Origin of the sequence: Streptomyces sp. NPDC060198 (genome assembly GCF_042728415.1) — a bacterium.
Lineage (GTDB): Bacteria > Actinomycetota > Actinomycetes > Streptomycetales > Streptomycetaceae > Streptomyces.
Genome location: NZ_JBHWZJ010000051.1, coordinates 1 through 13,160, shown reverse-complemented (window position 1 = coordinate 13,160; position 13,160 = coordinate 1). Strand labels below are relative to the sequence as shown.

Here is a 13,160-nt window from a genome sequence, read left to right as displayed (position 1 = left end):
GGGAGGTCAGATCACCCGGCGCATCCAGCCGTGCTTGTCCTCCGCACGACCGTGCTGGATGTCCAGCACGTGATCGCGCAGCGCCATGGTCTGCTTGCCCGGCGTACCGTCGCCGACGGTGAACTCGTAGCCGTCGCCCTTGAACCCGACCATGGGCGTGATCACGGCAGCCGTGCCGGCCGCGAACACCTCGGTGATGCTTCCGTCCGCGGCCCCGGACCGCAGCTCGCCCAGGCTGACGGACCGCTCCTCGGGGGTCAGCCCGAAGTCGGCGGCCAGCTTCAGCACCGTGTCACGGGTGACGCCCTCCAGGATCGTGCCGAGAGCCGGGGTGACGAGCCGGCCGTCCGTGGTGATCAGGCACACGTTCATGGTGCCGGATTCCTCCAAGGTTCCGTCGCCGGCGCTGTCCAGGTACAGGACCTGGTCGCAGCCGTGGCGCTTCGCCTCGATCTGCGCCGCGAGCCCCGCCGCGTAGTTGCCGCCGCACTTGGCCGCCCCGGTGCCGCCCTTGGCCGCGCGGGTGAACTCGCCGCTGATCCACAGGGTGACGCCGGTGACGCCCGAGGCGAAGAAGGGGCCTGCCGGGCTGGCGATCACCGAGTACGTCACCCGGGCGGCGGGCCGCACACCGAGGAACGCCTCGGACGCGAACATGAACGGCCGGAGGTAAAGGCTCTCTTCGCCAAAGGACGCCGGAACCCACGGCTCGTCGGCGCGCACCAACTCCTCGACACTGGTGATGAATTCCTGCTCGGAGAGCTGGGGGAGTGCCAACCGCTCGGCGGATCGGGCGAACCGCCGAGCGTTGGCTTCCGGGCGGAACAGCCAGACACTGCCGTCGGCGTGGCGGTAGGCCTTCAGGCCTTCGAAGATCTCCTGCGCGTAGTGCAGCACCGCCGCGCTGGGGTGCATCGAGAAAGGCTTCAGCGGACCGATCCCGTGGTCGTGCCAGCCCGCCTCCTCGGTCCACGTGGCAGTGGCCATGTGGTCGGTGAAGTACTGGCCGAACCCCGGTGCGGCAAGGATGCCCGCCCGCTCGGCTTCGGAGGTGGGACTTGTCGTCCTGGAAAGAGGAAAGTCGGTGGTCATGGCCGGATTTTAAAGGCTCTCCCCCACAACTCGTCGTGTGCCCGCCACGAATTGCCGGACAGGCGGCGGCAATGCCTCATATCGGCGGTTCACATGGAGTCCGATGCACGGGAAGTTCCATGGTGCGTAGCCGATTTCGAGATCATCCACCACTTGTTCCCGAGCCTTGAGGTCGTGCATGCAGGCTCCCGTCGCCCGTGGCGAGCGGGAACCGGATGCCCGCCTCCTTTGTGTCAGCCGTCGTGCGCCCCTCCCAGCCGGGCGAGTTGGCGCAGCACCACCGATCGTCCGGTGCGCGGCACCGTCCACAGGGTCTGGCCCCGCACCCCCCAGTCGGCCAACAGGGCGTTCGCGGCCATGAACCCGCTGGTGGCGGCCCGTTCCATCAGAGCGACCGGCAGTTCGGTGCGGACCAGGTCGCCCGCGACGACCACGGCCTGGTGGGGTGTGCGTACGGCGGGACGGTCGCGGTAGCCGCCCACGGGGAAGTGCGGGCAGTCCGCCCGCCATTCGTGCCGGGAGTCCACCACCCGGACACCCGCGGTCTCCGGGTAGACCCGGTGCAACTGGCTTACCAGCTGGGCCTGTACGGCTGCCCGGTCCGCGTCCGGTGCCACCGCGTACGCGTGCAGCTCCACCACCGAGCCGCCGGTGCGGCGGGACCACCGAAGAGCCTCGCCCTCCCAGCGCTCCAGGACGCTCACGTTGTCCAGCGGGCCGTACCCACTGGTGCCGAGGAAGCCCGGGCGGTCAGCCGCTACGGGCCGCTCCAGCCAGAGCCGCGACACCAGGAAGGGCGGGGCGGTGCGCAGGCGTGCCAGCCTGCCGCGCCACCGGCCGTCGCCGAGTCCGGGAGAGGCCGCCACCAGATGGCGCAGCCCGCCGGAGTCGAGTGCCAGCACCACCGCGTCCCGGCGGCGGGTGCGGCCGTCCGCCGTGACGTCCAGCCCGCCGTCCGGGGCGGGAGTCACGCTCTCCACCGTCGAGCCGGTCCGCACCCGCACCCCGTGCTTCTCCAGATATCCGTGGAGTGGGTCCCACAGCGCCTGTGGGTACGGCTCCGCCGGTACGTCGAAGAGCAGTCCCTCACTGGAGCCGAGGAAGTAGATGTGGAACATCAGGACCAGTTCCGCGGCGGAGAGGTCGCCCGGATCGGCGAAGAAGCTCCGCGAGAACACCTCGAAGGCCAAGTGGTGCGCCGCCTCCGGGAATCGGACCCGCGCCAGGAAGTCGCGGGCGCTGACCCGGTCCAGCCGCTCGTACACCTCGGGAACACGGACGTCGAGCAGTGGCAGCGCGGCGCGCGGGTTCATCCGCAGCAGATCGCGCGCCCCGAAGGAGGGGCTGAGGGCGACGAACCCCATCGCGCTGAGCGGAGGGGTGCGCGGTACCCGGGCGAAGCTGTCGTACATCCCGTCGCTGTGCCGCAGCGGGTAGTCCGGCACGGCGGTGAGCGACTCCAGCCCGGGGTCCACCCGGCGGAGCAGTCCGCGCAGGTTGTAGTACTGACGGAAGAAGGCGTGGAAGCCCCGGCTCATGGTGACCGAGGAGCCGTCCGCCAGCCGGGTGGACCACCCCGCGAGCCGTCCGCCGAGCGTCGGCTCCCGTTCGTGGAGGGTGACCCGCGCGCCGCGCTCGGCCAGCAGGGTGGCCGCCGCGAGCCCGGCGATGCCGCCGCCGATCACCGCCACCGCCGGGGCCCCGCCGTCGAACCGCGCACGGCCCTCCGGGGCCCGGAGTACCTCGGCCCGTCGGTCGCGGCCGTGCCGCCGGCCGTCCGGGACCCGGCCGCCCGACCGCCTCACGCCGCGCTCCCGTCCCCGCGACGGCGCGGCGCCCGGGCGACGAAGGTGTGGGCGATACCGGTCTGCCAGCCGGGCAGCGGCAGCACCCGCACCTCCTCGAAGCCGGCGCGGCCGACCCGTTCGGCGAACATGGGCGCGGTGTCGAAGGCGATCACGCTGCGCCAGAGATGGTGGTAGAGCTCCCCGTCTCCGGTGGCCCGGCCCAGCGGCATCACCACCGAGCGGCAGATCGAATTCCACAGGGCCCGGTGCGCGCGTCCCTTCGACAGGGCGTATTCGTGCACCGCCAACCGGCCTCCTGGGACGAGGAGTTCGCGGGACGAGGCGAGGAGGGTGTCCGGATCGGTGACGTTGCGGAAGAGATAGGCGGCGAACACCGCGTCGAAGCGGCCGTCGACGGAGCCGCTGTTCCGGTTCGCCCCGAGGCTGTTCGCGAGCACCTCCACCGGGGAGTGTACGAAGTCGACGTGGGCGGGCCACTTCTTGGCGGTGGCCTGCGCGAGCATGCCCGCGGAGGCGTCGACGGCCACGATCTCCGCGTACGGGGCGGCGGCCAGCAGAGCGGCGGTGGAGGCCCCCGTACCGCACCCCAGGTCGAGCACCCGGAGTCCCGCCCCGCCGTGGGGCAGTCCGAGGCGGCGGGCGGAGCGCCGCAGATGGGCGTGGTAACCGGGGTTGGCCGCCACCAGACGGTCGTAGGCGAGGGAGGCGTGATCGAACGCGGAGGACAACTCGGCATCGTGCAGCAGGGTCATGGGGCGGTCATTCCTCATCAAAGGGGTGCGGGAGGGGGGAGGAGACGGGCGGATCGGGGGCGGGCCGGCGGGTGCGGAAGGGCAGTTCGGCGACCGTCCTGAGCATCGGGACGATCGGGGTGCGCAGTCCCACCAGCAACTCCTCGCGCAGTGGGGCCGATCCGTCCAGGAAACGGAGCAGGCGTGTTGGGGGCACCGAGCGGAAGAGGCGGGCGAAGAAGGCGGCGCCGTCCACCCGTCCGGTGTCCAGCGCCCGCAGCAGGACCGCGTCCATGGCGAGGGACCGGGCACGGTAGGGGGGTGGTGTCCGCGGCGGCTTTCCGGCGCGCAGCGCCGCCGCCAGCGACCGGCTCTGACGCTGGACCGCGCCGAAGGTGTAGCCGGTGGAGGGCCGGGTGGCGCCGCCCGCCGTACCGATGCGGAACACCGACCGTCCGGCGCGCGGGGGGAAGCGGCCGTCCGTCATCGGGATGACACCGTGCTCGGTCGCGGACACCCGGTAGGGCGACGCGCCGAGCACCTCACCGAGGTGATGGTCCAACGCCCGTTCGTAGGCTGCCGGTTCGAGGGGGATGCGGGAGAACTCCGTGTACTCCACCAGGGCTGAGCACGCGCCCAGCGGGAGCACGTAGGCGAAGGAGAGGCCGTGGCGCGGCTGGGGGGTCCGGAAGTCCATCAGGTCGGCGGTGTCCGGATGGAACACCGGCCGCTCGGTGTGGACGAACCAGCCGGTGAAGTGCTGGAGCAGCGTGGTCCGGGCCGCCGGCAGCTGCTGGGGCGGACGCGAGTCGAAGACGTACTGCCCCCTCACCACGGTTCGACGGCCCCGGGCGTCCTCGCCGACCACCTCACCACCGCCCCCGGCCGCGTCGCGCACCGCCCCTACGGTCAGTTCGACGCGTCCGAAACCCACGGCTGTCGCCAGCCGACTCTCCACCAGCGCGGCGAACGCGTCGGACCGGAGCATCTTGTACCGGAGCGGCGACGGCACCGCCACCGTGGGCGAGCCGTCGGCCGCGCGCACCCGCAGCCGCTGCCAGGAGGCGGACAGTGCCGCGTCGAACTCGCCGTCCGGCTCCTCCCAGAAGCACCAGGTGCGCGGCGGCGGGCGGAGCGGCCCGGGCGGAGCGTCGACCAGGAGCACGGAGAGCGGCACTCGCCCGTCCGGCGCGCACAGCCGGTACGCCAGCGACAGACCGGCCGCTCCGGCACCCACGATGACCACGTCGGCGTACGTCAAGGGGGACGCTCTCTCCTCCGGGAAGAGGTGGACGGGCGGGCGGCTTTCTGCCGTCCACGGGACGGCGCACGGGCGGGACACGGGCATACCGGTCACAGCGGCGCGTGGCGTGCTCCGGGACCGCACCGGTGCTCCCGCCGATACTCGCGCAGCCGGAGCCCTCCCGGACGCATCCGACGCGTGGGTGTCGCGCGTCGGACGCGCGCGGAGGTGCTTCTGCGCGCGCGTGCCCCGCCCTCATCCACCGATCTCGGCGCTGATCGCCTCCCACACCCCCTGCGGCGGCGGAAGGGGAAGGTCGGCGGCCGTCACCGCGCGGGCGGCCGCCACCACGGCCCCGAGCGCTTCGAACTCGGCTCGGCAGTCCGCGCACCGGCGCAGGTGCGCGACTACGGGGCCGTCATGTGCGGACCGGTGACCGAGAGCCAGTTCTGTCAGGTCGTCCTCGTGGACATGGTGCGCCATGTGCACCTCCCTCGGGACCTGCTTCCCTCCGGGGGCACCGGCCGGACGCACCCGGGGCGGCCTCCCACGCGTTCGAACGCGGTGACGTCGCGTCAGCGCATCTCCGGCGCGGCCGTCGTGAGCGACCGGCGCATCCGCGCCAAGGCCCGGCGGGCGTGGCTCTTGACGGTCCCCAGCGGCAGGCCGGTCCGCTCGGCGATCTGCACCTGGGTGAGGTCGTCGAAGAAGGCCATGCAGAGGATGTGCCGCTGCACGGCGGGGAGTTTGCCCAGCTCCTGGACGACCAGGACCCGGTCGAGCACCGTCTCCGGCCCGCCCCCCTCGGTGCCGCGCACCTGCTCCCGTGCGGCGGACGCGGAAGCCAGTTCGCCGCGCCGGGTACGGGCGGCCAGGGCATCGGCGATCTTGCGCCGAGTGATGCCGACCAGCCACCCGGGCAGCGGTCCCCGGTCCGGGCGGTAGCCGGCGCGCCCCCGCCACGCGGCCAGGAACACCTGCTGGGTGACGTCCTCCGCCTCCCGGGAATCGCCGAGGGAACGCGCGGCCAGCGTGTGCACCAGGGTTCCCCACCGACGGAAGATCCGCTCGAAGGACTCCGCGTCGCCTCGGAGAAGTCCATCCGCCAGTTCTGCTGCGGCGTGGTCCTCGTCCTCGCTACGCTCCTCGGCGGGCGGGCGGATCAGGTCCTCCGGTGCGCGATGCCCCACCGGTACGTCGACTGCGGTCATCGGTGTCCTCCTCCTCGGGAACCCGGGAAGCCCGGAGTCCGGGCGGCGGAAAGCCGTTGAGACCGCACCGCCGCCCGGCCAGGAACGCCAACGGATCGCCGGAGCCGGGGTGTTCCATCGGTGCCAGACAACCCGGCTCCCCGCCGACGCGGCAACATGCATCGTTTCTGCGTCGTATCGTGGCCGCATGGACGCAACGAGTCGCGGGCACGCGGAGACGTCGAGCCCCGGGATCACGGCCGCACCGGGCACCAACGGCCCCCGCCCCGCAGGTCATGACGGAGGACTGACCACCGGAGCCGTCGCGCGGCTGCTGGGTGTGGCCCCCACCACCCTCCGCTCCTGGGAGCGCCGTTACGGCATCGGGCCGGCCGAGCGGGAAGGCGGCAGACACCGGCGCTGGACCTCCGGCGACGTCGAACTCCTCATGCTCATGTGCGACTTCACCAGCGCCGGGCTTCCGCCGGCTGAGGCCGCCCGCGCCGCGCTCGCCGCCGCGTCGGGTGCCGGAAGCGCGTCCCCGGGCGCCGCCGGGGAGACGCGCCCCGCGCCGGCCCGCCCGTCCACCGCTCCGGGCGCTCTCCCGGTCGGCCGCGGGCGCACCGAAGCCCGGGGTCTCGCTCGGGCGGCCGTGCGTCTGGACGCCCGCGCCGTCGAGGACCAGCTCGCCCGCGCGATCGACCGGCACGGGCTGGTGGCCGCCTGGGACGGAGTCATCATGCCGACCCTGAACGCTGTGGGCCGACGGTGGGAGAGCTCCGGCGAGCGGTACGTGGAGGTGGAGCACCTGTTGTCCTGGCACGTCTCCACCGCGCTCCGCCGCGCCGCCGTCGGCCCGCCACCCGCACGCGGTGCCGCCGTCTCGCTGCTCGCCTGCGCGCCGGACGAGAATCACACGCTGCCCCTGGAAGCGCTCACCGCGGGGCTGATGCAACGCGGCTTGCCCGTACGGATGTTCGGGGCAGCTTTGCCGGTCGATGCGCTGGAGGAGGCCGCCCGGCGCACCGGTCCGGCCGGCATCGTCCTCTGGTCGCAGGGACGTTCGACGGCCAGCCGGCCGCTGGCCCAGCGGATCGCTTCCATCGAATGGGGAGTGCGCGGCGCCCGCGCGGCCCCGACCGTCGTGCTCGCCGGACCCGGCTGGGCGGGGCACCAGCCGGAGGGCGTGCTGCGCCCCACCAGTCTGGCCGAGGCGCTCGCCCTGCTGTCCGCGCTCGCCTCCCGCTGAACCACCGGCGGAGCGCGGCGCGCCGCGCCGGACACCCGCCCCGGGGCGTCGGCACTGCATGATGGACGCGGCCGTGCACGGCGAAGGCGCGGCCGGACCCAACGACGACGGGACACACCATGCCGCTCCAGGGCGAGTACGAGCCCAGCCCCACCCAGTGGGTGCGTGACCAGGTCGAGTTGTACGAGAGCTCCGGCGGGACGCAGGGCACCACCCTGCGCGACATGCCGGTCGTCGTGCTCACCACCCGGGGCGCCCGCAGCGGGAAGATCCGCAAATCCGCGCTGATGCGCGTCGAGCACGACGGCGTCTACGCGGTGGTCGCCTCCCTCGGCGGGGCTCCGAAGCACCCGGTCTGGTACCACAACGTCGGCGCCGACCCCCGGGTCGAGCTCCAGGACGGTCCGGTCCGCCAGGACATGATCGCCCGTGAGGTGACCGGGGACGAGAAGGCCGTGTGGTGGGAGCGCGCGGTCGAGGCGTTCCCGGACTACGCGGACTACCAGAAGAAGACGGCCCGGGTGATCCCCGTCTTCGTCCTGGAGCCCGCTCCGAAGCCCCACTGACGCGCGCGACCGTCTCTCCCGGTTCTCCGCCGAAACGGCCGGGCCCTCACGGAAGCAGCCGTGGCGACCGCCCGGCCGCCAGGTCCTCCACCCAGCCGAACACGGCGACGGCGGCGGCGATCAGCGGCCATGCGACCACGAACTGGAACCACGTGCTGCCCAGCGGGAGACGCTCCTCCAGTGACGGCACCTGCCACATCAGATCGATCACCACCACGCTCAGCATCAGTGCGACCTCGTGCCACAGATAGATGCTCACGGCCCGGGAGTTGAAGACGCGCACCAGTCGCCCGAGAGGGGAACGGCGGATGGGCGTGGCAGGGGCGCCGGACCCCGGTCGTGTCCGGAGGATCACGGTCGGGGTGTCGACGTCCGGTACGGCACCCCGCCGCTTCTTCGAACTTTCCGGATCGCGCCGCGGCCAGGGCGTTCCGGCGCCGAGCGACGCACGCCCCGGGCGGCCCGGGTCCGCCCCACGCCGCCCGAACCGCAGGAGCAGGGCGACCGCACCGCCGGACCAGAGCGCCTGGGCGAGCGGGATGTCGTCGAGGTCGTAGCTCCCGCCGGCCCGGTGGGTCAGAGCCCACCACGCACCCGCCGCCATCAGTCCCGCCGCCACCACGACGACCCGCCCCGGCCGGATGCGGTCCAGGGTGCCGTCGCGGTGCGCGAAGCCCAGCAGCCAGCAGAAGAGGAACACCGACAGATCGCTGATCCCGCTGCCCAGCCGCCCGTCCGGCACCTGCCACACCGTGCCCAGCAGCACCGCCGGTACGAGCGACAGGGCCAGAACCGGCAGGGGCCACCGGGAGAACGGGCGCAGCAGTACGGGGGAGAGCAGGACGAACCACAGATAGGTCCGCAGATACCAGAGCACCGCCCACGCCTGCTCGCCCCAGGCGTTGCCCGGCGGATCACCGACCGGCAGCACCCAGTACAGCGCGTCCGGGCCGGGAACCCACCCGTGCAGCACCATCGCCGTGCCGAGAACCAGCCCGAACACCCAGACCGGCACGAGGAGCCGGCGCAGTCTGCCGCGGATCACCGACCACGCGGGCCGCTCCAGCGAACGCGCCATCAGGGAACCGGCGAGCGCGAACATCACGCCCATGGACGGGAAGACGAACCCCAGCCAGGGCCATCCGAAGGTGTGATAGGCGACCACGCGGACGAGGGCGAGGGCGCGCAGGCCGTCGAAGTACGGGTCCCGCCCCCCGCGCGCCTTCGGCTCCCCGAACCGCCCGGCTCGTGGCAGGGGTTGGCGCCTCGTCGCGGCCTTGCGGTGGGCGCCGGCCATCAGTCCGCCTCCGTGGGAGCGCCAGGTACCCCCACCGCACCGGTGCGTTTCAGCTTCTGCCAGCGCAGCCGTCCGCCGGTGAGCGCGGTCAGCGCGGAGTGCATCAGCACCAGGTACATCATCTGCCGGTAGGCGAGTTGCTGGAGCGGCAGCATCAGCAGGTAGCGGTACTTCTCCCGGTCGAGGCGGAACGCGTAGCCCGCGCAGGCCAGTTGGATGCCGAGTACGGCCAGCCATGCCAGCAGCGACCCCTCGAAGTCGACGAAGAGCATCGCGTAGACGGTGAAGACGTCGATGAGCGGGGCGAGCAGCGGGGTGAGGATCTGGAAGAGGACCACCAGCGGCATCCCGATCCGGCCGAACCGGCCCGAGGGCCCCCGGTCGGTGACCGAGCGGCGGTGCTTCCAGAGCGCCTGCATGGTGCCGTAGCTCCAGCGGTAGCGCTGGCGCCACAACTGGCTGAACGAGGAGGGTGCTTCGGTCCACGCCCGGGCGTGCTCGGTGTAGACGACCCGGTGGCCCGCACGGTGCAGGGCGATGGTGATGTCCGTGTCCTCGGCGAGCGTGTCCTCGCTCATCCCGCCCACCCGGAGCACTGCCTCACGGCGGAACGCCCCGATCGCGCCCGGGATGGTGGGCATGCAGCCGAGCAGGTCGTACATCCGCCGGTCGAGGTTGAAGCCCATGACGTACTCGATGTGCTGCCAGGCCCCGATCAGGGTGTCGCGGTTGCCGACCTTGGCATTGCCCGCCACGGCGCCGACCCGGGGGTCGGCGAAGGGCTGGACCAACTGCGCCACGGTGTCGGGTTCGAAGACGGTGTCGCCGTCCATCATCACGACCAGATCGCAACTGGCCTGGCGGACCCCGTTGTTGAGGGCTGCGGACTTGCCCGCGTTCTCCTGCCTGACCACCCGGACCTGGGGCAGCCGGAGCGACTCGGCGATCTCGGCGGTCCCGTCGGTCGATCCGTCGTCGACCACGATGATCTCGATCGGGTGGGTGCTCGCGGCGAGCGAGGTCAATGTGCCGGCGATGCACTCCTTCTCGTTGTAGGCGGGCACCACGACGCTCACCGGCCGGGTCACCGCGGGCCCCCAGGAGAACCGCCGTCGGTTCCGCCGCCGGGCATGGCGCCCGGCGAGGAAGACCATCAGCCCGAACCTGCCGAGTACGGCGACCCCGACCACCCCGAGGAGGGTGGCCAGCGCCGGTACCGTCCACTCCGCCACGGCGACGGCGAGGAGCAGCCCCCGCCCCTCCCAGACCGACGCGGCGTCCGCGGTGTGGTGCGCGGCCTGTTCCGGGGCGGCGACGGCGGAGCCGCCGGCCGGCACGGGCGCCGCCGTGCCGGAGTCCCCTACGGCCTGCTGCTGGGCGCCGCTGACGGTGGTGAAGGTGTACCCGGCGGCCTTCATCTTCTTGATGTACGCGGGCAGCGCTTTCAGCGTCTGCGAGCGGTCGCCGCCGGAGTCGTGGAAGAGGACGGACGCGCCTTCGCCGCTCGCGGGGGTGGCGCCCCGGACGATCGCGTCGACGCCCGGCGTCTTCCAGTCCTCGCTGTCGGTGTCGATGAAGACGCTGGTGTACCCCATCGCCCCCAGCTTCTCGTAGACCGGCCAGCTGTAGTCGTCGATGGCGTCGGGGGTGGAGGAGTAGGGGGCGCGGAACAGGTTGGTGGTGATGCCCGCGGCCCCGGCCAGCGCGAGCTGCGTCTGGGCGATCTCGCGTGTCACACGGCCCGCGCTCTGGTAGGAGAGGTCGACGTGCGTGAAGGTGTGGACGCCCACCTCGTCACCGTCGGCGACCATCTCGCGCACCAGGTCGGGATGGCGCGCGATCATGGAACCGACCAGGAAGAACGTGCCGGGCACGTCGTTGTCGTCGAGGACGTCCAGCACCCGCGCGGTCCACTCCGGGTCCGGCCCGTCGTCGAAGGTGAGGACGATCGTCTTGTCCGGTACGGACTCCGAGCGCGCCTCGCCGTCCGTGAAGCTCAGGAACGGGCCGCCGTCCAGCACGCTCTGCGGCACCTCGTCCGAGGTGGCACCCGAGCGCACCCGCTGGTCGCCGCCGACCTCGGAGCGCAGGTAGCCGTCCAGCAGCAGGGTGCTGACCAGCCCGAGCAGCAGCAGGACCGCCAGTACCGCGCGAGGACGGGGGACGGCCTGCCGGCGGACACGTTCCATCCGGCCCGGGGTCGCGTGCCGCGCCTCCCGGCCCGACGGGCGGCGATGCCGTGTCGAGGCGGTCACCGGGCGTCTGCGGCATCGATGGCGTCCGCGGTCCCGCCGGTGGGCGAAGTCGCCTCGCGGGCGGGCTGCGTCGCGGCTCCGGTGGGCCGCGCGGACGCGTCCGGGGGAGCGTGATCGCCCGGGGCGGACTGCCCGGCGTCGAAGGGCAGCAGCTGCGAGGGCGACATGGAGAGGCCACCCATGAAGGTGAGCCCGAGCACGGCCGCGTAGCCGACGACGGCGAGCCCGAGCACGGCCCCGACCCGGCGCAGCAGCCGGGCCCGGCGCCCCGAGGCGTCGACGAACACGGGCCCCTCGACCGGCCTTCGCCGCGCGGGACCCGCGTGCCTGCGGCGGCGGCCGTGCGGCGTCGGGGTTTTCTGGGAAACGGTGTCGGCATGCATGAGCGCATGGTGGCGGGCGCCGATGTGCGCCCCGTGGCAGGACCCTGAGCGCGCGCTGTGCGACGGTCCGCAAGCTGTCGGGTCGCTGAGAGTCGGGCTCGGCCGCCGACGCCGTGCGAACGCCCGACTTCCTCTGCCCGTAAGGGATTCGGCGCCGACGGTGAGGACACCGGACCGCCGGATGTGAGATGCGCCGGTTCTGGCGGAGGCCGGACCGTGAGAGGTTTGCGGTGGATGTCGCCCCTTTCGTCACCCGTCCCGGGGCACTTCGGACGAGAGAGCAGGTGCTGTCTTGCGTGGAACATCCGCGCCCGCACGGTCGGAACGCGTCACGGCGTCGCTCGCCGGCCTGGCCGCCCTCGCGCTGGCCTGCGGCGGATGCGCCACCGGTACGGTCGCCGACCAGAGTGCCAACGCGCCCGCACCGCCGACCGGTTCGGCACAAGCCGCCGACGGCCCCGCCTACACCCCCTATGCCAGCGCCACCACCGCCTCGGACACCGACGGGGCGGGTTCCCCCGACACGTACAACCTCGCCTTCGTCGTCGCCGACGACGGTGGCTGCACCCCGAGCTGGGGCGGCAGTGCGGCTGCCGACGACGCGACGGTGCTCGCGCGGGTCGCCGCGCTCACCGCGTCCGGTGCCGACGTGCGGGTCTCCTTCGGCGGCGCCGCAGGTAGTGAACTGGCGCGTGCCTGTGGCAGCGCCCAGGAGCTCGCGGACGCGTACGCCGAGGTGCTGGACGCGGTCGGCGCGGACAAGGCGGACTTCGACGTCGAGGGGAGCACCCTCACCGACGAGGCGTCCGTGGCGCGCCGTGACCGTGCGATCCGGCTGCTCCAGAAGTCCCGGGACCTGGACGTCACGTACACCCTGCCGGTGATGCCGGACGGCCTGGAGGCGAGCGCTCTGGCGCTCCTGGACGACGCCGTCGCCAAGGGCGTCGCTCTCTCGGCGGTCAACGTCATGGTGATGAACTACAGCGAGTCCCACACCGGGAACATGGGGCAGTACGCACAGCAGGCGGCCCGCGTCGCGCACACCCAGCTGGCGACTGCGCTGGACCTCGATTCCGCCGCGGCGTGGAAAGCCCTGCACCTCACCGTGATGGCCGGGGTCAACGACGTGGCGGGGGAGACCTTCACCCTGGCCGACGCGTCCGCCCTGCGGACCTTCGCCGGGAAGCGGGGAGTGGGGGCGCTCTCACTGTGGGCCACCTTCCGCGACCGGGCGTGCGCCGGTGCGGACACGACCGGGGCCGACGACTCGTGCAGCGGTGTCGAACAGGCCGACGGGGCGTTCGGCGAGGCCCTCGGGGGACGGTGAGGCGAGCACGGTCCGTCGC

12 protein-coding genes are annotated in these 13,160 nt (G+C 72.9%); 3 read left to right on the top strand and 9 right to left on the bottom strand.

Annotated elements, in window-relative coordinates; genetic code table 11:
• Positions 1 to 6: 6 nt before the first annotated feature.
• The 6 genes from ACFWEP_RS09930 to ACFWEP_RS09905 all read right to left on the bottom strand — a co-directional run bounded on the left by ACFWEP_RS09930 (position 7) and on the right by ACFWEP_RS09905 (position 6,085).
• Positions 7 to 1,092: a branched-chain amino acid aminotransferase gene (locus ACFWEP_RS09930; protein ID WP_387368336.1), complete on the bottom strand. Its 1,086-nt coding sequence runs from the start codon at positions 1,090 to 1,092 to the stop codon at positions 7 to 9.
• 233 nt (positions 1,093 to 1,325) lie between these two features.
• Positions 1,326 to 2,897, bottom strand: coding sequence for an FAD-dependent oxidoreductase (locus ACFWEP_RS09925; protein ID WP_387368334.1), 1,572 nt, complete (start codon positions 2,895 to 2,897; stop codon positions 1,326 to 1,328).
• The gene (locus ACFWEP_RS09920) at positions 2,894 to 3,652 is read right to left on the bottom strand and encodes a methyltransferase (protein ID WP_387368332.1); all 759 of its coding nucleotides are present in this window, start codon (positions 3,650 to 3,652) and stop codon (positions 2,894 to 2,896) included. The genes ACFWEP_RS09925 and ACFWEP_RS09920 overlap by 4 nt, the downstream gene beginning before the upstream one ends.
• Positions 3,653 to 3,659: 7 nt before the next feature.
• Positions 3,660 to 4,892: a lycopene cyclase family protein gene (locus ACFWEP_RS09915; protein WP_387368330.1), complete on the bottom strand. Its 1,233-nt coding sequence runs from the start codon at positions 4,890 to 4,892 to the stop codon at positions 3,660 to 3,662.
• A 237-nt stretch (positions 4,893 to 5,129) separates the two neighbouring features.
• A complete protein-coding gene (locus ACFWEP_RS09910; protein ID WP_328717999.1) occupies positions 5,130 to 5,357 on the bottom strand; it encodes a hypothetical protein in 228 nt (75 codons plus the stop codon).
• Positions 5,358 to 5,449: 92 nt separating this feature from the next.
• Positions 5,450 to 6,085 carry a sigma-70 family RNA polymerase sigma factor gene (locus ACFWEP_RS09905; RefSeq protein WP_387368328.1) on the bottom strand — a complete coding sequence of 212 codons (636 nt, stop codon included), beginning with the start codon at positions 6,083 to 6,085 and terminating at the stop codon, positions 5,450 to 5,452.
• 187 nt (positions 6,086 to 6,272) lie between these two features.
• On the opposite strand from ACFWEP_RS09905, the gene ACFWEP_RS09900 reads away from it, so the two are divergent.
• The gene (locus ACFWEP_RS09900) at positions 6,273 to 7,313 is read left to right on the top strand and encodes a MerR family transcriptional regulator (protein ID WP_387368326.1); all 1,041 of its coding nucleotides are present in this window, start codon (positions 6,273 to 6,275) and stop codon (positions 7,311 to 7,313) included.
• 119 nt (positions 7,314 to 7,432) lie between these two features.
• The gene (locus ACFWEP_RS09895; protein WP_387368324.1) at positions 7,433 to 7,879 is read left to right on the top strand and encodes a nitroreductase family deazaflavin-dependent oxidoreductase; all 447 of its coding nucleotides are present in this window, start codon (positions 7,433 to 7,435) and stop codon (positions 7,877 to 7,879) included.
• 46 nt (positions 7,880 to 7,925) lie between these two features.
• Here ACFWEP_RS09895 and ACFWEP_RS09890 read toward each other — a convergent pair whose 3' ends face one another.
• From ACFWEP_RS09890 to ACFWEP_RS09880, 3 genes are all read right to left on the bottom strand, one after another.
• Complete coding sequence (locus ACFWEP_RS09890) at positions 7,926 to 9,176, bottom strand: acyltransferase (protein WP_387368322.1); 1,251 nt, start codon at positions 9,174 to 9,176, stop codon at positions 7,926 to 7,928.
• Positions 9,176 to 11,365, bottom strand: a complete 2,190-nt coding sequence (locus ACFWEP_RS09885; RefSeq protein ID WP_387368320.1) for a bifunctional polysaccharide deacetylase/glycosyltransferase family 2 protein — start codon at positions 11,363 to 11,365, stop codon at positions 9,176 to 9,178. The genes ACFWEP_RS09890 and ACFWEP_RS09885 overlap by 1 nt, the downstream gene beginning before the upstream one ends.
• 62 nt (positions 11,366 to 11,427) lie before the next feature.
• Positions 11,428 to 11,814, bottom strand: a complete 387-nt coding sequence (locus ACFWEP_RS09880) for a hypothetical protein (protein WP_387368318.1) — start codon at positions 11,812 to 11,814, stop codon at positions 11,428 to 11,430.
• A gap of 292 nt (positions 11,815 to 12,106) precedes the next feature.
• Here ACFWEP_RS09880 and ACFWEP_RS09875 point away from each other — a divergent pair, with 292 nt between their 5' ends.
• Entirely contained in the window at positions 12,107 to 13,141 is a 1,035-nt protein-coding gene (locus tag ACFWEP_RS09875; protein ID WP_387368316.1) for a chitinase, read from the top strand.
• Positions 13,142 to 13,160 lie beyond the last annotated feature (19 nt).